At 62.2% G+C, this 18,441-nt stretch carries 17 protein-coding genes; 10 read left to right on the top strand and 7 right to left on the bottom strand.

The features are described from left to right. The first annotated feature begins 222 nt into the window (after positions 1 to 222). The gene (locus RAZWK3B_RS15900) at positions 223 to 1,599 is read left to right on the top strand and encodes a PIG-L family deacetylase (protein ID WP_157132285.1); all 1,377 of its coding nucleotides are present in this window, start codon (positions 223 to 225) and stop codon (positions 1,597 to 1,599) included. Between the two features lie 61 nt (positions 1,600 to 1,660). On the opposite strand, the gene RAZWK3B_RS15895 is transcribed toward RAZWK3B_RS15900, so the two are convergent. Next, positions 1,661 to 2,317 (bottom strand): GntR family transcriptional regulator, encoded by a 657-nt coding sequence (locus tag RAZWK3B_RS15895; protein WP_007816929.1) that lies wholly within the window; start codon positions 2,315 to 2,317, stop codon positions 1,661 to 1,663. A 140-nt stretch (positions 2,318 to 2,457) separates the two neighbouring features. Between RAZWK3B_RS15895 and dctP the strand changes: the two genes are divergently transcribed. The 5 genes from dctP (at position 2,458) to RAZWK3B_RS15870 (ending at position 8,215) form a co-directional block, all read left to right on the top strand. Next, the gene (dctP, locus tag RAZWK3B_RS15890; RefSeq protein WP_037296089.1) at positions 2,458 to 3,444 is read left to right on the top strand and encodes a TRAP transporter substrate-binding protein DctP; all 987 of its coding nucleotides are present in this window, start codon (positions 2,458 to 2,460) and stop codon (positions 3,442 to 3,444) included. Positions 3,445 to 3,576: 132 nt separating this feature from the next. Then, the gene (locus RAZWK3B_RS15885; protein WP_007816926.1) at positions 3,577 to 4,125 is read left to right on the top strand and encodes a TRAP transporter small permease subunit; all 549 of its coding nucleotides are present in this window, start codon (positions 3,577 to 3,579) and stop codon (positions 4,123 to 4,125) included. Beyond that, the gene (locus RAZWK3B_RS15880) at positions 4,125 to 5,441 is read left to right on the top strand and encodes a TRAP transporter large permease (RefSeq protein WP_007816924.1); all 1,317 of its coding nucleotides are present in this window, start codon (positions 4,125 to 4,127) and stop codon (positions 5,439 to 5,441) included. Before RAZWK3B_RS15885 ends, RAZWK3B_RS15880 begins: the two co-directional genes overlap by 1 nt. Beyond that, positions 5,438 to 6,694, top strand: a complete 1,257-nt coding sequence (locus tag RAZWK3B_RS15875; RefSeq protein WP_007816922.1) for a malonyl-CoA decarboxylase — start codon at positions 5,438 to 5,440, stop codon at positions 6,692 to 6,694. The genes RAZWK3B_RS15880 and RAZWK3B_RS15875 overlap by 4 nt, the downstream gene beginning before the upstream one ends. Positions 6,695 to 6,697: 3 nt before the next feature. Then, positions 6,698 to 8,215, top strand: coding sequence for a malonate--CoA ligase (locus RAZWK3B_RS15870; RefSeq protein WP_007816920.1), 1,518 nt, complete (start codon positions 6,698 to 6,700; stop codon positions 8,213 to 8,215). 57 nt (positions 8,216 to 8,272) lie between these two features. On the opposite strand, the gene RAZWK3B_RS15865 is transcribed toward RAZWK3B_RS15870, so the two are convergent. From RAZWK3B_RS15865 to RAZWK3B_RS15855, 3 genes are read right to left on the bottom strand one after another with little or no spacing between them, the layout of a single operon-like run. Further along, a complete protein-coding gene (locus tag RAZWK3B_RS15865; RefSeq protein WP_007816919.1) occupies positions 8,273 to 9,103 on the bottom strand; it encodes a 3-oxoadipate:acetyl-CoA acetyltransferase in 831 nt (276 codons plus the stop codon). A gap of 45 nt (positions 9,104 to 9,148) precedes the next feature. Beyond that, on the bottom strand, positions 9,149 to 10,597 hold the full coding sequence (locus tag RAZWK3B_RS15860; RefSeq protein ID WP_007816917.1) for a pyruvate carboxylase subunit B: 1,449 nt from the start codon (positions 10,595 to 10,597) through the stop codon (positions 9,149 to 9,151). After that, a complete protein-coding gene (locus tag RAZWK3B_RS15855) occupies positions 10,597 to 12,012 on the bottom strand; it encodes an acetyl-CoA carboxylase biotin carboxylase subunit (RefSeq protein ID WP_007816915.1) in 1,416 nt (471 codons plus the stop codon). The genes RAZWK3B_RS15860 and RAZWK3B_RS15855 overlap by 1 nt, the downstream gene beginning before the upstream one ends. A gap of 173 nt (positions 12,013 to 12,185) precedes the next feature. Here RAZWK3B_RS15855 and RAZWK3B_RS15850 point away from each other — a divergent pair, with 173 nt between their 5' ends. Then, a complete protein-coding gene (locus RAZWK3B_RS15850; RefSeq protein ID WP_007816913.1) occupies positions 12,186 to 13,070 on the top strand; it encodes an IclR family transcriptional regulator in 885 nt (294 codons plus the stop codon). A gap of 7 nt (positions 13,071 to 13,077) precedes the next feature. Then, the gene (gene accB, locus RAZWK3B_RS15845; RefSeq protein ID WP_007816910.1) at positions 13,078 to 13,551 is read left to right on the top strand and encodes an acetyl-CoA carboxylase biotin carboxyl carrier protein; all 474 of its coding nucleotides are present in this window, start codon (positions 13,078 to 13,080) and stop codon (positions 13,549 to 13,551) included. Positions 13,552 to 13,560: 9 nt separating this feature from the next. Here accB and RAZWK3B_RS15840 read toward each other — a convergent pair whose 3' ends face one another. Genes RAZWK3B_RS15840 through RAZWK3B_RS15830 form a run of 3 tightly spaced genes read right to left on the bottom strand, consistent with a single transcriptional unit; the run spans position 13,561 to position 16,394 of the window. Beyond that, positions 13,561 to 14,334: a sulfite exporter TauE/SafE family protein gene (locus RAZWK3B_RS15840; protein ID WP_007816908.1), complete on the bottom strand. Its 774-nt coding sequence runs from the start codon at positions 14,332 to 14,334 to the stop codon at positions 13,561 to 13,563. Beyond that, entirely contained in the window at positions 14,321 to 15,634 is a 1,314-nt protein-coding gene (locus RAZWK3B_RS15835) for an amidase (RefSeq protein ID WP_007816906.1), read from the bottom strand. The genes RAZWK3B_RS15840 and RAZWK3B_RS15835 overlap by 14 nt, the downstream gene beginning before the upstream one ends. After that, positions 15,627 to 16,394: an SDR family NAD(P)-dependent oxidoreductase gene (locus RAZWK3B_RS15830; protein ID WP_007816904.1), complete on the bottom strand. Its 768-nt coding sequence runs from the start codon at positions 16,392 to 16,394 to the stop codon at positions 15,627 to 15,629. The genes RAZWK3B_RS15835 and RAZWK3B_RS15830 overlap by 8 nt, the downstream gene beginning before the upstream one ends. Before the next feature lie 153 nt (positions 16,395 to 16,547). On the opposite strand from RAZWK3B_RS15830, the gene RAZWK3B_RS15825 reads away from it, so the two are divergent. Both RAZWK3B_RS15825 and RAZWK3B_RS15820 read left to right on the top strand, forming a co-directional pair. After that, the gene (locus RAZWK3B_RS15825) at positions 16,548 to 17,627 is read left to right on the top strand and encodes a TAXI family TRAP transporter solute-binding subunit (protein ID WP_083799209.1); all 1,080 of its coding nucleotides are present in this window, start codon (positions 16,548 to 16,550) and stop codon (positions 17,625 to 17,627) included. A gap of 161 nt (positions 17,628 to 17,788) precedes the next feature. Then, the coding region (locus RAZWK3B_RS15820; protein WP_007816900.1) for a hypothetical protein at positions 17,789 to 18,441 on the top strand (653 nt) is incomplete at its 3' end.

The following is an 18,441-nucleotide window of genomic DNA, read 5'->3' as shown; positions in this document are numbered from 1 at the left end:
GCGCCAAACCGGCGCGGGGTTTTTTGTTTGCGAGGCGGCGGGCGCAGGGGCGTGCGATTGGAGGCAGGCGGGACACGGCGGCAAAAAAATTCGTCGCGCGATGGCCTTTGACTTGGCGCGTTCGAGGGGATGTGATTCTGTGCCTCAGCGGAGCTTGGAGCGCGTCACGATGCGATCCGATGTCCGGTGTTCATGAGGATGGCCTGTCGGGAGTATTTGGCAGTGCAAAGTTATGATGACGTGATCACATCGAAAGGCTTCCTGAGCGATCTGAAGGCGCTCAACACGGTCATCGCGCAGTCGCTGACAGACGCGGGATTACCCGTCATCATGAATGGCAACGTATGCTATTCGGACAAGGACGAGGATTTCAACAAAGGGACCCTGTCGAGCCTGATGGAGCCAAAGCGCAAGGCGCTGGTGGCGATGGCGCAGCGGTCGCGCTGTTTCGTGGAAGTGGGCATCGCGGGCGGGCATGCGGTCTTGCTGGCGCTGCACGCCAACCCCGATCTGAAGGCGATAGGGATCGATCTTGCGGTACAGGCCAAACCGTCATGGCCGCGCGTGGACATTTTCGTGCCAGCGGCGACGGAATGGTTGCTCAAGCGGTTTCCGGATCGGTTCAGGTTCGTCAAACAGGACGCCATCGACGGGCTGCGAGAGGTGGCGAGCGCGCCGGTATTCGGACCCGTCGACATGATCCATCTGGATGGTGGCAAGCTGAACCGGATGGAGGAGCTGGCGGCCATTTGGCCCGCACTGGCGGAGCGCGGCTACCTGATGCAGGGCGATTACAAGAACGGGAATGTCAGGGCGTCGACCCGCGCGATGATCGAGTACGGGCTGGCCCGAGAGGTGCCAGAAGAGGATCTTCCGCCGATGCGGCATCGGACGTTCAAGGTTGTCGAGATCGGACCGTCGGTGCTGGCCCAGAGCGTGCGGCTTCAGGATTTCAGGGGCAAGCGGGTTCTGCTGTGCACTGCGCATCAGGATGATGAGCTGTTGTTCGCGGGCGGGTTGCTGAGCAAGATCGCTCGAAAGGCGCAGGTCCATGTCACCTGTTTCTTCAGGCCCATGAAGGGGCGGGCCGACAGCGACACACGGATCGCCGCCATGCAGCGGCTTTGTGCGGATGTGGGGGTATCCTGCACCCAGTATCCCTTTGCGGTGGAAGCGCCATACCGGCGACTGCGGCGATATATCGTGCAGGACGACACGGACGGCGCGGCGCCTGTATCGCTGCTGCGCCCGCTGGAGAGCCACGGGCTTTATCCCACCCTGCTGGAAACGGCGATTTCGACGCTGCGGCTTTATGAGCCGGACATCGTCATCACGCATAACCCGGTGGGCGAATACGGGCATCTGGAGCATATTTTCCTGCACCGGACGATGATGGAGGCGGCCCGCAGGGCCAATATCACCACGCTGCTGACCTTCGGCGCGGGACAGGAGCACCGGGCCGGGCTGAGCGTGACATATGACACGCGCCGCAAGAAGCGCCTGTTCAAGCATTACAAGCCGCAAGGGGACGGGCTGAAGATGTACGATTTCGCGCTTGATCCGGAGCGGTTCGTTCGGGAGCCGCTGTTTCCCACGTAGCAGCGGCGCGGCGCGGCGGGGGTGGCGACGTGACCGGGACCGGGACCGGGATGGCCCTGCCCTATTCGGCGGCGCGTTTGAGGCTGGCCATCAGGACGTGGAACTTCTCGCCCTGAACGGCGACGTGCTTGCGAAGGGTATCTTCGGCGCAGGCGGCATCGCCATCTTCGAGTGCTGCAACGATCGCCTCGTGCTCGGCCATTGACTGCGCCATGCGGCCCCGGAAACGGAGCTGCTTGCGGCGGAAGGGCTTGAGGCGTTTGTGCAGTTTGGAGGTTTCCTGCTCGAGAAAGCTGTTGCCGGACTGCTGGTAGATGATTCGATGAAAGCGCTCGTTTTCGGCATAGTAGCTGTCGGAATCGCGCGCCTCGACCGCCGCGAGGCATTTGGCATTGGCGGCGCGCAGATCCCCGAGGGCGTTGTCGGTGATGCGCATGGCGGCGAGGCGGCCGCAGGCGGCCTCGAGCTCGGCCATAACCTCGAACATCTCCATCAGCTGGACCGGTCCGGGCTGTTGGACGAAGGCGCCGCGGCGCGGGATCATCTCGACCATACCGGAGAGCGCAAGCCGTTGAAGAGCTTCGCGAAGTGGGGTGCGGGAGACGCCGAAATGCTCGGCGAGGCGCACCTCGTCCAGCCGCTGGCCATCGACGAAGGTTCCGTCGAATATCAGCTCTTCGAGCTGCACTGCGATCTGATCTGCACGGCGCGTCTCCATGGAAGGGAAGTGTATCAGCTTGCCTTTAAGATGCAACATAAACGGTCTCGTATACAAAGTGGTTGACTTGAAAAACACACCGCACTTAACCTGCACCGACATCCCCGGCCCTGCCGGGGCAATGCATTGGGAGGAGAACCATGAAGAGAATGCTTAAAACCGCCGTGGCGGCAGCTGCACTCGTGTCTACGGCCACGCTGGCCCATGCGACCGAGCTGCGCCTGTCCCACCAGTGGTCCAACAAGGACGTCCGCCACCAGGTCGCGCAGATCGTGGCCGATGAAGTGGCCGCCGCGGATGTAGACCTGGACATCAAGATCTTCGGGTCGAAATCGCTGTTCAAGCCGCGCGAACAGTACCAGCCGCTGAGCCGTGGCCAGCTGGACATGACAGTTCTGCCGCTGAGCTATGCTGGCGGACAACAGCCGGCGTTCAACCTGACACTGATGCCCGGCATGGTGAAGAACCACGATCACGCCGCTCGTCTGTCCAACAGCCCCTTCATGGAAGCGCTGGAAGCCAAGATGGCAGAAGATGACGTGATGGTGCTGGTCCATGGCTATCTTGCGGGCGGCTTCGTCGGCAAGGAGAAGTGCATCACCTCGCCCGCCGATGTCGAAGGCATGCAGATGCGCGCCGCCGGCAAAGCGTTCGAACAGATGCTGGCCGGTGCCGGTGCGTCGATCGCGTCGATGGCATCGTCGGAAATCTACAACGCCATGCAGACCGGCGTTCTGGATGCCGCGAACACCTCGTCGTCGTCCTTCGTGTCCTATCGCATCTACGAACAGGCGGCCTGCTACACGCCCGCGGGCGATGTGGCGCTGTGGTTCATGTATCAGCCGCTGCTGATGAACAAGAGCACATTCGAGGGGTTGACCGAAGAGCAGCAAAACGCACTGCTGGCAGCGTCTGAAAAGGCGGAGAGCTTCTATCTCGAAGAGGCCAAGAAGCAGGATGCGGCCTCAGTCGAGGTGTTCAAGAAAGCCGGCGTCGAGATCGCGACCATGAAGCCGGAAGACTTCGAAGCGTGGCGCACTCTGGCAAAGGAAACGTCCTATAAGGCGTTTGTCGAGGAAGTGCCGGACGGGCAGGCGCTGCTGGACATGGCGCTGGCTGTCGAATGATTTGACACGGGGGGCGGCCCGCTTGGGTCGCCCTTGGATCCATTCTGCGCGGCGATGGCATGGTCGGCATAGCTTGCGCCGTTCAGACGACAGTTCACAGACAAAACACACCGAGGTTCAAGGGAGGCTTTCATGGCCGGTCAAAGTTCGGCTGCCGCAGCGCAGACCGGGAACAATCCTTTTCTGCGCATCATCGCCGGAATTTCCACGCTGGCGGGCTGGTGTTCGGCGGGGATGATAGTCGCGGCGGTGGGGATCACCTGTCAGATGATCTTCATCCGCTTCGTGCTGAATGGCTCGACCGTGTGGCAGACAGAAGCCGTGATCTATCTGATGGTGGCGGCCACGCTGATCGGTCTGCCTTATGTGCAGAAGTTGCGCGGCCATGTGAATGTGGATCTCTTCCCGCTCGCGCTGCCGCCAAGGGCGAGATACGTGCTGTGCATCATCACGCTGTCGGTCTCGATCCTGATTGTCGGGGTGATGCTGTTCTACGGATTTGAATACTGGCATTTCGCGTGGGATCGCGGCTGGCGCTCGGACACGGTTTGGGGCGTGCGGCTGTGGATACCCTATCTTGCCATTCCGGTCGGTTTCGCACTGCTGATGCTGCAGCTAGTGGCCGATCTGGTGGCGGTCATTATCAAGGTCGACAAACCCTTTGGACTGGAGAACGTCTGATGGATCCTCTTCTGCTTGGCGCGCTTGTCGCCATCATCACCATCTTCGTGCTGTTTTCCGGCGTGTCGGTGGCCATCGGGCTGCTGATCGTGTCGGCGGGCTTCCTGATTGCCTTCGACGGGCTGCGGTCGTTGGAGTTGATGCCGGAAATCCTGTTCGGGAAGCTGAACAATTTCGCGCTGCTGTCGATCCCGATGTTCATCATCATGGGGGCGTCGATCGCCTCGACCAGGGCGGGGGCCGATCTTTACGAGGCGCTGGAGCGTTGGCTGACGCGCGTGCCCGGCGGGCTTGTGGTGTCGAACCTCGGCGCTTGCGCATTGTTTTCGGCGATGTCGGGGTCGAGTCCCGCCACCTGTGCCGCGATCGGCAAGATGGGCATCCCCGAGATGCGCAAGCGCGGCTATCCCGACGCGGTAGCGGCGGGATCGATCGCGGCAGGCGGCACGCTTGGCATCCTGATCCCGCCATCGGTGACGATGATCGTCTATGGCATCGCCACGGAAACCTCGATCGGGCGGCTGTTTCTGGCCGGGGTCATTCCGGGGATGCTGCTGGTGAGCCTGTTCATGGCGTGGTCGCTCTATTCCACATGGAAGTCCGGTTCGGCACAGGTGCTGATGGCCAGCAGCTATAGCTGGAAACAGAAATTCGAGATCCTGCCGCGCGTCCTTCCGTTCGTGGCGATCATCATCGGTGTTCTTTACGCCATGTATGGCGGTATCGCGACGCCGTCGGAAACCGCCGCCGTGGGCGCGCTGATGTGCCTGCTGATCGCGATGATCATCTACAAGCTGTGGGATCCGCGCCAATTGTGGGTGGTGCTGCGCGACAGCACAAAGGAATCGGTGATGATCCTGTTCATCATCGCCGCCGCAGGCGTGTTCAGCTACATGCTGTCGTCGCTCTTCATCACCCAGTCGATCGCCGAATGGATTGGCACGCTGGATGTGAACCGGTGGGTGCTGATGGGGGCGATCAACGTCTTTCTGCTGATCGCGGGCTTTTTCCTGCCGCCGGTCGCGGTGATCCTGATGGCGGCGCCGATCCTGTTGCCGATCATCACCACCGCTGGCTTCGATCCGATCTGGTTCGCGGTGATCCTGACGATCAACATGGAGATCGGCCTGATCTCGCCGCCGGTGGGGTTGAACCTTTATGTCATCAACGGCATCGCGCCTGATATTTCGCTCAAGACGATCCTCAAGGGGTCACTGCCCTATGTGGCCTGCATGGTTGTCGCGATCATCCTGCTGTGCTTCTTTCCGGGGCTGGCCACGTGGTTGCCGGATGCGGTAATGGGTCCGGGACAATGACCTTGCTCGCCGATCTTCTTTCCACCGTCTTCGAGCGGCGTTACCGCCCCTTTGCGCAGCGCCGCCATGGGACACGTCCGATCACGGAACTGGCGGATGAGTTGGTCGGCAGCACCGGCGAGACGTCGGGGGCCAGCATGGCAGCCGAGATCCTGACGGGCTTCGCGATGATGAAGGACGAGGAGAAGCTAGGGTTTTTCGAGCATCTGGCGGGGGCGATGAATATCGATCCCGAAGCGGTGCGAAACGCGCTGGATGCCTATGAGGAAGAACCCTCCAAGGCCAGTTATCGCAGCTACATGGCCGCGTCAGAGCCGCGCCGACAGGAGTTGATCCGTAGGCTGAACGGCGTGCCGGGTGCCACGAGGGCACTGGTGGGAATGCGCGCCGATCTGTTGCGGCTGGGGCGCGGCAGGCCGGAGCTGGAGGCGCTGGATCTGGATTTCAGGCACCTGTTCGCGTCGTGGTTCAATCGTGGCTTTCTGGTGCTGCGGCCGATCAACTGGGAAAGCCCTGCGCATATCCTCGAGAAGATCATCCAATACGAGGCGGTGCACGCCATCGACAGTTGGGACGATCTGCGCCGCAGGCTGGAGCCGGAGGACCGGCGCTGTTTCGCCTTTTTCCACCCCGCGATGCCCGACGAGCCGCTGATTTTCGTCGAGGTCGCGCTGACCCGGGGGATTCCGGGATCGGTGCAGGCGCTGCTGGCGCCCGAGCGCGCCGCGCTGCCCGAGGAAGAGGCCGATACGGCGGTGTTCTATTCGATCTCGAACTGTCAGGCGGGGTTGGCCAGTATTTCCTTCGGCAATTCGCTCATCAAGCAGGTGGCATCGGATCTGGCGGCGGAGCTGCCGGGGTTGAAAACCTTCGTGACGCTGTCGCCGATTCCGGGGCTCTGTGCATGGCTGGACGCGCAGGGCATCGCCTGGACCGAGGCCGCGCCCGAGCAGATGCGCGCTCTGGCGGCGCATTACCTGTTGCACGCCAAGCACGACACGGGCGCACCGGTCGATCCGGTCGCGCGCTTCCATCTGGGCAATGGCGCCATCGTCCATGCGGTGCACGCGGAGGCCGATACTTCGGCCAATGGGCGGGCGAGATCGGGCGGCACGATGGTCAATTACCTGTACGATCTGGCAAAGGTCGCGCAGAACCACGAACAATTCGCGGCCACCAACACCGTGGTTGCCACATCCGAGGTCAAATCGCTGGCCAATTCAGCACATCTCGAACCAGCCAAGGAAAAGTGAGCCATGGCAAACACGCTTTATGACAACCTGTTCGGAAAACATGCCGGCAACACGGCCACCTTCCTGCATCTGCCGAGTGGCGGCACGATCAGCTATGCCGCGTTTCTGGGCACCGCCGCCCGGATCGCCAACGCGGTCACCGCGATGGGTCTGCAGCCGGGAGACCGGGTCGCGGCACAGGTCGCCAAATCCCCCGAGGCATTGGCGCTTTATGCCGCTTGCGTACAGGCGGGGCTGATCTTCTTGCCGCTCAACACCGCCTATACGGTGGATGAGCTGTCCTATTTCATCGAGAACAGCGGCGCGCGGTTGATCGTATGCGACGGCGCCAAGACGGGTGAGATCGCGCCCATGGCCGAAGGTCTGTCGGCGCGGGTGGCGACACTGAACGCCGATGGCAGCGGCAGTCTGATGGAGCAGGCCGCAGACCAGCCCGAGACATTCGACACGGTGGCGCGCAGCAAGGATGATCTGGCGGCATTTCTGTATACTTCGGGCACGACCGGGCGCTCGAAGGGGGCGATGCTGACCCATGAGAACCTGCTGTCCAACACCCAAGTGCTGGTGGATCACTGGCGCTTTACCGGCGAAGACGTGTTGCTGCACGCGCTGCCGATCTTCCACACCCACGGCCTTTTCGTGGCGACCAACATCATTCTGTCGGTCGGCGGTGAGATGATTTTCCTGCCGAAATTCGATGCCGATGAGGTGATCGCATGGCTGCCGAAAGCCACGTCGATGATGGGTGTGCCCACGTTCTATACGCGGCTTCTGGATGATGAGCGGTTCACCGGCGGTCTGGTGCGTCATATGCGGCTGTTCATCTCGGGGTCGGCGCCGTTGCTGGCGGAAACGCATGTGCAGTTCGAAGAGCGCACCGGCCACCGCATCCTTGAACGCTACGGGATGACGGAAACCAACATGAACACCTCGAACCCCTATGACGGGGAGCGGCGCGCAGGCACGGTGGGCTTTGCCCTGCCCGGCGTGGAGCTGAAGATTACCGATCCCGAGACCGGCGAGACGCTGCCCGATGGAGAGATCGGCCAGATCGAAGTGCGCGGGCCGAACGTGTTCAAGGGCTATTGGCAGATGCCGGAGAAGACCGCAGCAGAGCTGCGCGAGGACGGGTTCTTCATCACCGGCGATCTGGGGAAGATCGACGAGGACGGCTATATTCACATTGTCGGGCGCAACAAGGATCTGATCATCTCGGGCGGCTACAATATCTATCCCAAGGAAATCGAGTTGTTGCTGGACGAGCAGCCCGGCGTTCTGGAAAGCGCCGTTGTGGGAGTGCCGCATCCCGATTTCGGGGAAACCGTGCTGGGGGTGATCGTGCCCGAAAAGAACGAGCAGCCCGATCTGGATGCGATCATGGAAGCGGCCACGCAATCACTGGCGCGGTTCAAGCACCCCCGCAGGCTGGTGGTGATGGACGCCCTGCCCCGCAACACGATGGGCAAGGTGCAAAAGAACGTGTTGCGCGAGGATTTCAAAGACATGTTCGCGCCGGCGTGACAAGAAAACGCCCCGCCTGATTGCAGGCGGGGCGCTATTGCCCGAGCGTCGTGCGCCTCAGGCGGGACGAAGGCTCAGAATCTGGCGGGCCTCAGCAGGGGTGGCGGGACGGCGATCGTATTCGCCAGCGATATCGACGATCTTCTGGACAAGCTCGGCGTTGCTGTTGGCGACGCGGGTCTTGTCATATTTGATGTTGTCCTCAAGCCCAGTGCGGCAATGCCCACCCAACTCGAGACACCATTTGTTGACCTCGAACTGGTGACGCCCGATCCCGGCGGCGCCCCACGTGGCGCCGGGCAGGACCTCGTGCAGCTCGGAAATCAGGAATTCGAGCAGGGCGCGGCGCGCGGGCATGGCGTTGGGAATGCCCATGACGAATTGCACATGGGCCGGAGCGTCGATCAACCCGCGCTTGATGAGCGTGGCGGTATTGTAGAGCATGGCAGCGTCGAACACCTCGATCTCGGGCTTTACCTCATAGGTTTGCATCCGGCGCGCCAGAGCGTCGATGAACTCGGGCGGATTTTCGTAGATCTGTTTGGGAAAGTTGACCGAGCCCGTGGTGAGCGACGCCATGTCGGGGCGGTGCTCGAGCGCTGCGCCGCGGGCGTTCTGATCGCGCCCACGGCCGCCGGTGGAAAACTGGATGATCATGCCGGGGCAATGCTTGAGCACGCCCTCCTGCACTTCGGCGAATTTGTCGGGGTCGGAGCTGGGGCTTTCGTCGTCATTGCGCACATGGATATGCACGAGCGCCGATCCGGCCTCATAGGCTTCGTGGGTGGATTCGATCTGCTGCGAGGGCACGACCGGAAGGCCGGGACACTCCGAGGTGCGCGGGATGGCGCCGGTGATCGCGGTCGTGATGATGCAGGGTGTGGTCATGGTCTGTCCTGTGGTGCTTGGCGCGCCTGCTTGGGCAAACGCGGCTCAGGGTTTGACGCTGAGATGGAAGCTCTTGATGTCGTCGCGCTTGGCGACTTCCTTGAGCAGGGTCAAAAGCGGCGTGCCGGCCAGCCGATACTCGGTGTCGATCGGACCTGCCTGTTTCAGGGCCTTGTATTGCGTATCGTCATAGAAGGCCGCGAGCAGCAGATCGTCATCCGAGGCGAAGGGGCCACGCGATTGGCGCAGACGGGCGATGGCCGGTTCGATCAGGGCACCCGCACGCTGCGTGATGATCTCTTTGCCGCCGGTCAGCTTGTCATAGAGGTTGGCGTCGATCTCGCCCGCGATCTCGCCATAGCCGCCGCGCGCATAGAGACGGATTTCGTCGGGCACGCTGTCATAGCGCTGACCACCCTTGTCCATCGCGGTGACGTTCAGAACGGCCTGGGTCACGATATATTGCGCGAAAGGGCTGACCACGATGGGATAGCCCAGATCGGCGCGCACACGGCCCGCCTCTTCGAGGATTTCGGTGATCCGGTCGGCAAGGCCCACGGTTTCAAGCTGCACCCGCAGGTTCGAGATCATGCCGCCTGCAACCTGATGATGAAAGTGGAACTCGTCATAGTCGAGCGGCTGGCCTGTGGGTTTGCCTTCGACCTTGGCGATGTAGTCCAGACGCTCGGCCACTTCGCGGATCGCGTCGAGATCGAGCGCGGCGGAATGGCCGCGACGGCGCAGGTTTTCCACCACACGCTCGGTCGGCGGGTGCGAGGCCCCATGCGCCAGAGTGGAGGTGGCGGTGTGCAGCACGTCGATGCCATGTTCGACAGCCTGCAGCGCCACATAGGGCGACAGGCCCGACAAGCAGTGCGAATGCAGTTGCAACGGCAGATCGCCGATGGCGGATTTGATCGCGGGCACGAGGGTTGCGACGCGTTCAGGCGTCAGAAGCCCGCTTGGATCCTTGATGAAGATGCCGTCCACACCGATCTCGACCAGTTCGAGGGCCTTCTTGCGGTAATACTCATCCGTGTGAACGGGGCTGTAGGTATAGACGAGACCCGGCACCGTATGGATGCCCAGCTTGCGCGCGGCCTGCACGGGAATCCGCAAGTTGCGGATGTCGTTCAAGGGATCATAGGGCGTATGATAGCGCATCCCGTTGGCGGCAAAACGCTCGGCGGCCAGTTCGACGATGTCGTCGGGGAAGAATTCGAAAGTGAAAAGGCTTTGGCCGCGCGTATGGATGATGAGAGGCGTCTCGGTGATCCATGTGTTGAGGATGCGCATACGCTCCCAAGGGTCTTCGCGCAGGAAGCGGACGCAGACATCGAACACGGCACCGCCGACCAGATCGATCGCCTCGAACCCGGCACGATCCAGAAACGGCGCGATGTCCTTCATCATGCCGGTGGTCATGCGGGTGGCCCAGAGGCATTGATGCGCGTCACGCAAGGTGACGTCGATGAATTTGATGTCGCGGCTCATCACGCTCCTCCCAGAGACTCGAGTGACATGTCGTTCTCGATCCATCTTGTATGCACACGGTCTTGCAGAAAATCCTCGTGGTCGATCAACCGTCGATGAAAGCCGATCGTGGTCTCGACCCCGTCGACGCGGCAGCCATCCAGCACGGCGCGCGACCGCGCGAGCGCCTCGTCACGGGTTTCGCCCCAGACGATCAGCTTGGCGATCATCGAATCGTAGAAGGGTGAAATTCGCTGGCCACGATAGACGGCGGTATCAAGGCGGATGCCCTCACCCTGCGGAACCAGCCATTCGTTCAGGCGGCCCGGCGACGGCATGAAGCCGTTTTTCCAGTTCTCGGCGTTGATGCGAAACTCGATCGCATGGCCGCGGCCCACATGATCGGCCAGCGCCGGATCGAGCGGCGCGCCACCCGCGATATCAAGCTGCATCGCGATGAGATCATGGCCGATGCGCATTTCGGTAACGGTATGTTCCACCTGGATGCGGGTGTTCATTTCGATGAAGAAGAACTCGCCGGTTTTCACATCGAGGATGAATTCGATGGTCCCGGCCCCTTCATAGGAGATGCCTTGGGTCAGTTTCAGCGCCGCCTCTTTCAGCCGGGCGCGCAGATCGGGGCCGACGGCAGGGGATGGGGATTCCTCGATCAGTTTCTGGTGGCGGCGCTGCACGCTGCAATCGCGCTCGTCAAAGGCCACGGCACCGCCGCGCCCATCGCCCATCACCTGAATTTCGATATGGCGCACCGCGTCGAAGAACCGTTCGATATAGACGCCGCCATCGCCGAAAGCAGCCTCGGCCTCGCGGCTGGCCTGAAGAAACTGGGCGCGGAAGGCGTCCAGCTCGCGGACGATCCGCATGCCCCGGCCACCGCCGCCGGATTTCGCCTTGAGCAGCATGGGAAAGCCCACATCGGCTGCCACCGACTCGGCGGCGGCGGGATCGGTGAAGGCACCTTCGGAGCCGGGCACCACCGGCACGCCAAGACCGGAGGCCACCTCGCGGGCACGGGCCTTGTCACCCATGGTCCGGATCGCATCCGCCGAAGGGCCGACGAATTTGAGGCCGTTCTGTGCGCAGAGATCTGCAAAATCGGCGTTTTCCGACAGAAACCCGTAGCCGGGATAGACCGCGTCGCATCCCGTCATCTTGGCGACATGCACCAAAGAGCCGGGCGACAGGTAGCTTTTGGTGGCCGCGGCGGGCCCTATGCAGACGCTGTGATCGGCCGCCCAGACATGGGGCGCGTCCGAATCAGCCTCGGAATAGACGGCAACGGATGACAGCCCCCGGTCGCGACAAACGCGAATGGCCCGCAGAGCGATTTCGCCCCGATTTGCGATCAGCACACGCGACAGCCTTGGGTCGGAGCCGCGTGCGCCTTGGGGCGTGGGATTAGGGCTTTGGTTCATTGGGAGTCTGTCCACCGGCTGCCTGTTTCTGCTTGCTGTCTCGTCTCGAAATAAAGCACGTATCGTTTCAAATTAAGTATAGGATGATTGATTTCCGTTCTGCAAGAGGTCATAGTAATGATCGATGGACGGGTCGTGCGCCGACCCTGCATCGAACAGAACAAGGGTGAAACATGAAGAACGAGTCCAAGCGCGCGCCTGTGGTCAACCTTTTCAACAACGACGATCTGGATGACCCACTGATCGAGGATGCAATCGAGTCGACGCGTCGCGACCAGCTGGCCGAACTGGGCGTGACCGGAAAAGCCTTCATGATTCTGGAGCTGATCGCCCGCAGCACGCGGCCGATTTCAATTTCCGAAATGATTCGTATCACCGGGCTGACCAAGCCGACCACGCACCGGGTGGTGAACATGCTGGTCGAAATGGAATTTCTCGAGCGCGACGCCGCCGATAACGGCTTTACCGAAGGGCCGCGGCTCATCACGCTTTCGCAACGGGCGCTGGTGACATCCGCGCCCAGATCGCTGCGCCACTCGATCCTGCAGGAGATCGCGGCGGAAACCGGCGAGACCTGCAATTACGGCATCCTGTCCGGATCGGAGGTGATCTATCTGGACCGGGTCGAGTCGAAATGGCCGCTTGGTCTGCGCTTTGCGGCAGGCAGCCGGGTTCCCGCGCATTGCACCGCCATCGGCAAACTGATGCTGAGTTTTCAGTCGGAACGCGATCTGCGCGCCATCGTCGAGGCCCGGCCATTGACCGCCTACACGGATGCCACGATCACCGATCCCGGCAAGCTGACCGAGGCCATTCACCGGGTGCGCATGGACGGCATCGGCACCGACAACCAGGAATTCATGCATGGCGTGGTCTGCGTGGCCGTGCCGGTGGTGGACCAATCGGGCAATTGCCTTGGATGTATCGCCGTCTCCGCCCCCGAAGCGCGCATGACGCTGAACCAGATGCTGGGCTTCGTGCCCCGCATGAAGGAAGCCGCGCAAAGTTTTGCCAAGACGTTCCACTCGGATCAAGACACCCCTGACAAGGAAGAATGAGGACCCCATGACGCTCAGCTACAGTGACGTTGCCGAAATCGTGAAGATCGTCGATAGCAGCAATTGCGACGAGGTTTCGCTTGAGCTTGAGGGCGCGAAGATCCTGATCCGCCGCAAGGGCGCCTCGGATCCGGCACCGGCTCAGGTTTCGACGGCCCCTGCCCCGGCGGCGGCTCCTGCAGCTGCGGCGGCAAGCCCGGCTCCGGAGAGTTCGGCCCCGGTGGACAGCGCCGCAGCGCCGGTGAGCGGCAATCAGGTGGTCGCCCCGATGGTGGGCACCTATTACAGCCGCCCCTCGCCCGAAGAGGCGGAATTCGTCACCGTGGGCGCGCAAGTCGAGGTGGGAACGCCGCTGTGCATCATCGAGGTGATGAAGCTTTTCACCACGATCGAGTCGACACGCGCAGGAACGGTCAAGGCGATCCTTGCGACGGATGGCCAGATGGTCGAATACGGGCAGCCCCTGTTCGTGATCGACTGAGCCGCGCGCTTACAAAATCGAGGCCACAAGCGTTCCGATTGCGGTCATGGCGAGGATACCGAGGGCGATGGCGCGGTAATTGCGCCCGCCCGTCCTGCGAAAGAGCCAGGCGCCGAAGACCGTGGACAGCATGTAGGCCGGGGCCATCATCACCCCGAGGATCACCACTTCACGATTGAAAAGATCGAACGCGTATTGCGCGGGGATCGACACGAGGATGATGAGCGCCATCATCACCAGCACATTACCACGTGTTTCGCCCGCATCGTCACGGCGCGCCATGAGAGCGGCGGCAATCGGCGGGCCGCCCACCCCTGCGCTGCCCTGAAGGATGCCCCCGGCGGTGCCCCCGAGTATCCCGGCCCAGTTGCCCCGCGGCGGCGGCAAACGCACACCGGCCCACATGAATGTCACAAGGCCGAGCACCGCAATGGACATCGCAACGCGCATCACATCGGGCGGCAGGCTGACCAGAAGCAACATGCCCACCGGCACGGCGAGGATCAGGCCCAGCATCATCGGCAACACCGTGGAGCGGCGCGCATGGCGCAGCCCGTCAGGCAGAAGCTGCAGTGCCGTGGGTATCTCGATCAGCGCGTGAAAGACCACCGCATCACGCGGCAAGGTCACCAGCGCCACCACGGGAATGATGACCATTGCGGCGCCGAAACCGGTAAAGCCGCGCAGCACGCCACCGACGATGGTGATCAGAAAGATCACCAGCAACGACACGGGCGGGGGCAGCGGCTGAAGCCACTGGATCAGAGCGTCAAGCGACTGCATGGCGCCTGTCCGGTGCCAGGTGCGCTTCGATCCAACGGGCGGCTTGCAGAAGCGCCCGATCCCGGCCCGGCCGCGCGGCCAGTTGAAGGCCCATCGGCAAGCCGTTGGGGCCAAGCCCTGCGGGCAGCGTTATCGAGGGCAGGCCAAGCAGGGTCCATGCGCGGCTGAGATCGGGACTGCCGGTGCCGGTCTCGAACCTGGGGGCTTCGTCCAACGCGCTTGGCGCCAAGAGGATGTCCGCCCCGGCAAAGAGCGCGTCAAGCTGCGCCAAGGCGGTGTCGCGCGTGGTATAATCGGCCTCTTGCTGGTCAGAGGGCATGGCCTGCCCGGTGGAGATCAACTCCTGCAGAGGCTCGCTCAGGCTGTGGCGGTGAAAGCGCGCTTCGGTCGCAAGGTCGCGGGCGGCTTCGGCGGCCATCAGGCGGGTCTGGACCTGCGCCAGCGGGGTGAAGGCGGCTGGCGCAGGTGCCCGCGTGACGGGCGCACCGAACTCGGCCAGCGATGCGGCAATGCTGTCGAGCGCATCGCGCATCCAGGGCGAAGCCATGTCCCATTCGGGCGTGATGGCGAGATGCAGGGACGGCGCAGGCGCGCCCAGTCCGGCCGGGTCGCGCCAATCCGGGCGGCCTGCCAATACGCTGGCAAGGCTCGCCACATCCGCCACATCGCGCGCGAAGCACCCGGCGGTGTCCATCGAGCCCGCCAGCCCCTTGACGCCCGCAAGGCTGATCCGGTGCAGGCTGGGCTTGAAGCCCACGATGCCACAATAGGCGGCAGGCCGGATCGTCGAGGCGGCGGTTTGCGAGCCGATGGCCAAGGGGACCATGCCCGCAGAAACGGCGGCGGCGGATCCCGCCGACGAGCCACCGGGGCTGTGATCCGGGTTGCGAGGATTGCGCGTCTTGCCGGCTTTCCAATAGGCGAATTCAGTGGTCACCGTCTTGCCCGGCAGGATCGCCCCCGCCCCGCGAAGAACCGCAACCGCAGCCGCATCCGCCGCCGGACGGTTCCCGGCATAGATCGGCGAACCATAGGCCGTCACGAAATCGGACGTGTCGAAAATATCCTTCACCCCGACGGCGACACCGGCCAGCGGCAGGTCCTGCCAGTTCGGGCGCGTCATCAGGCGGCCCGCCTGTTCGAGAATAGCGTCGCGGTCCAGCACCTCCCATGCGCCGATGCGGTCCTCGTCTGTCGAGGCGGCGGTGTGGATCAGCTCGGCCAGAGCCTCCGGGTCCGCGGCGTGGGTCGCCGCGCGGCGCTGAGAGGCGAGGCCGCGATGAGATGCGTTGTCAGACAAGGGTGCGTCCTCCGTCAACGTATATGGTTTGCCCGGTGATGAACGCGCCGCCGGGACCCAAGAGCAGCAAAGCCAGCCCGATCAGATCCTCTGGCAGGCCGAGGCGACCCATGGGAATGTCGCTGATTGCCTTGGCGCGGAAGGCGGGATTCGCGAGATAGTCCCGGGTCAGATCCGTTTCGGTGAGAGCCGGGCCGATAGCATTGACCGTGATCGCATCCGGCCCCCATTCGCGGCCCAGCACGCGCACGACCTGCGCCAGACCGCCCTTGGAGCCTGCATAGGCAGCATAGGCGGGGTTGGAGACCGTGCTAGATACCGATGCGATATGCAAGATGCGACCGCCGCCTGCGGCACGCAAAGCGGGCGCCAACGCCTGACTGAAGAGAAACGCGCCCGTCAGGTTCACATCTATGCAGCGGCGAAAAAGCTCAGCGTCCATCGTGTCGGAGGCCGCGATGGGCAACAATCCCGCGGCGTTCACCCCGCCGTCGAGACGGCCAAAGCGAGTCTGGCCCAGATCGACGGCCGCATCCAGCGCGGACTTGTCGGTGATGTCGCCTGTGAAAGAGAGCGCGTTTTCCGAGCCATGAGCCGCGATCATAGCGTCGAGGCCCGCATCATCCGTATCCATCAAAATGAGCCGCGCGCCCCGCTTCAGAAGTGCTGCAACGATCGGCCTTGCCAATCCGCCCGCGGCACCGGCCACAAGATAGCACCGCCCCGCAACCTCGATCGGATTATCCTGCACCAGCGCCATGGGCCGCCCCCTTTGGGTAAAATTCTTCCTTCGAGCCTATCGCGTTGATGACAATTCGTCCAGCTAGTGATATAGATTGTCTTGCATAATGAGAACGCGTCAGTGGCCAACAGGTCCGAAACGCCAAATTGCACAGTCCTATGGGAGGAACATATGCCACGACTCAAAATGAAAACTCTGGCGCTGGCCGCCGTCACCAGCCTTACAGCGATCGCTGGTGGCGACCGCGCCGCACAGGCCGTAGAGGCCATCCCCGTTCTGCTTTGCCCCTTTGGATGCGGGCCGATGGCAGGCGACACGATCCTGATGAACCAGCTGATTCAGGCGCAATCCGACGTCATGATTCTGCCGCAGGAGACGCCGGGATACAATTACAACATCCGCGAAATGGCGTTGAACGAATCGAAACGAAAAACCTCGATTTTCGCGACAGAGGATACGCTGATCCAGGTCGCCTATCAGGGTGGTCAGGGCAGCATGGCGGAATTCCTGCCCGAGCCTGTGCAGATTCCGTGGAAGCTGCTTTACGGCGAGGCATGGTGGGGCCAAGGCAAATTCCTTGCGACCTTCGATTGCTCGCTCAAGACAATGGCCGATCTGAAGGGCAAGCGGATTTCGCTTGGTCTGCGCGGCCAGTCGGACTGGGGCGTGTTCAGCCGGCTGTTCCTGGAATACGGCTATGGCGTGACGCCGGAGAACACGGATATCCGCCACATGACGCCCGGCCAGCTGACACAGCAGCTGATCGACGGTGCGACGGATGCCGCCGTGACCCCGATCGGCGCCGAGCCGACGCTGACCAACTTCCTGATCCCCGGCCCGGTGCGCCAGCTTGAGGCGACAGGCAAGAAAATCTGCTACCTCGGCGTGACCAAGGAAATCGTCGACAAGCTCAACAAGGAATTCGACGCCACCTGGATTCACGTGACGCTGCCGCCCAACACGCTGCCGCATCAGGACGAGCCTCTGGGTGTCGGCTTCAACCGCGCCTACAAGGCCGCGCATGAGGATTTCAGCGAAGAGACCGCCTATAAGCTGGTCAAGGCCGTGGCCGAGATCGGACCCAAGATGAAAGAGCTTCACGCGCTCTGGAACATCTGGAACCCCGAGCTGATGACCTGCGGTCTGTCCGAGGAAAACGCCCATCCCGGTGCGATCCGCGCGTTCAAAGAGCTTGGCTGGTGGGAGCTGACCGAGAAATGCGACCCGATGACCTATCCTGAGGTCAAGTGATCGCCTGTACCTGAAGGCGATATGTCTTAACGACATGGCCGACCGACCCTGCGGGATCGGTCGGCCCTTTCAAAGCGAGGCAGGCAGGGCAGCGGTTTCGTCCGTAGCGGCAACTCGCTTCTCAGCTTCAAACTTCAAGCAAACCGACTGGGATACGTTCCATGGCCTGGAAGACTCTGCGTAAAGCGACCGACATACCGTTCTTGCTGATCGGCTTGTTGATGACCATTTATATCGGCTTCGCCGCGTTCGGATTCACGAGCAACTCCTCGGAGCATTACTCCAATTTCATCCTTGGTATCGTGATGATGACCGGCCTTCTGGCGGTGCGTAACCTGTGTGACGAAAAGCTCGGCATCGCCGATCCGGAAACCGAGATAATCCGGCCGATCCGCCCCTTTTTCTGGCCGCGCATGGTGTTTGCGGTCGTGGGGCTTGTGATGGCCACGATCGCGATGGGCTATGTGCGTCTGAATGCCCAACAGCTTGAGGTTTCACAGCCGTTCTTCAACGAGACCGACATGATCTTCGGCTGGATGATGACCATCTCGATCCTGATGCTGACCTTCATCCACTGGGGGTGGTTGCTGACCACGGTGGTGTCTATTGCGATCGCGTATTTCTTTCTTGGATACAAAATCGAAAACCCGCTTTTCGTGACGCCGCAATATTCGCCCGAATTCGTGATGAACTATATCGGCCTCGGAACAAATCAGGCTTCTATTATCTGGCGCAGTTGCCGCCGACGCGATCTATTTTCTGATCATCTATGCGCGATCCTGCTTGGCGTCGCATGTTGGACATGGTGCTCGAG

Source organism: Roseobacter sp. AzwK-3b (assembly GCF_000170875.1).
Classification (GTDB): Bacteria; Pseudomonadota; Alphaproteobacteria; order Rhodobacterales; family Rhodobacteraceae; genus Roseovarius; species Roseovarius litoreus.
This window is presented reverse-complemented; position numbering and strand designations above follow the sequence as displayed.

Coding starts and splice junctions, on each gene's coding strand:
- RAZWK3B_RS15895 (WP_007816929.1), bottom strand. CDS start 2,317: ATGGAGACGCGCCGTGCAGATCAGATCGCAGTGCAGCTCGAAGAGCTG.
- dctP (WP_037296089.1), top strand. CDS start 2,458: ATGAAGAGAATGCTTAAAACCGCCGTGGCGGCAGCTGCACTCGTGTCT.
- RAZWK3B_RS15885 (WP_007816926.1), top strand. CDS start 3,577: ATGGCCGGTCAAAGTTCGGCTGCCGCAGCGCAGACCGGGAACAATCCT.
- RAZWK3B_RS15880 (WP_007816924.1), top strand. CDS start 4,125: ATGGATCCTCTTCTGCTTGGCGCGCTTGTCGCCATCATCACCATCTTC.
- RAZWK3B_RS15875 (WP_007816922.1), top strand. CDS start 5,438: ATGACCTTGCTCGCCGATCTTCTTTCCACCGTCTTCGAGCGGCGTTAC.
- RAZWK3B_RS15870 (WP_007816920.1), top strand. CDS start 6,698: ATGGCAAACACGCTTTATGACAACCTGTTCGGAAAACATGCCGGCAAC.
- RAZWK3B_RS15865 (WP_007816919.1), bottom strand. CDS start 9,103: ATGACCACACCCTGCATCATCACGACCGCGATCACCGGCGCCATCCCG.
- RAZWK3B_RS15860 (WP_007816917.1), bottom strand. CDS start 10,597: ATGAGCCGCGACATCAAATTCATCGACGTCACCTTGCGTGACGCGCAT.
- RAZWK3B_RS15855 (WP_007816915.1), bottom strand. CDS start 12,012: ATGAACCAAAGCCCTAATCCCACGCCCCAAGGCGCACGCGGCTCCGAC.
- RAZWK3B_RS15850 (WP_007816913.1), top strand. CDS start 12,186: ATGAAGAACGAGTCCAAGCGCGCGCCTGTGGTCAACCTTTTCAACAAC.
- accB (WP_007816910.1), top strand. CDS start 13,078: ATGACGCTCAGCTACAGTGACGTTGCCGAAATCGTGAAGATCGTCGAT.
- RAZWK3B_RS15840 (WP_007816908.1), bottom strand. CDS start 14,334: ATGCAGTCGCTTGACGCTCTGATCCAGTGGCTTCAGCCGCTGCCCCCG.
- RAZWK3B_RS15830 (WP_007816904.1), bottom strand. CDS start 16,394: ATGGCGCTGGTGCAGGATAATCCGATCGAGGTTGCGGGGCGGTGCTAT.
- RAZWK3B_RS15825 (WP_083799209.1), top strand. CDS start 16,548: ATGCCACGACTCAAAATGAAAACTCTGGCGCTGGCCGCCGTCACCAGC.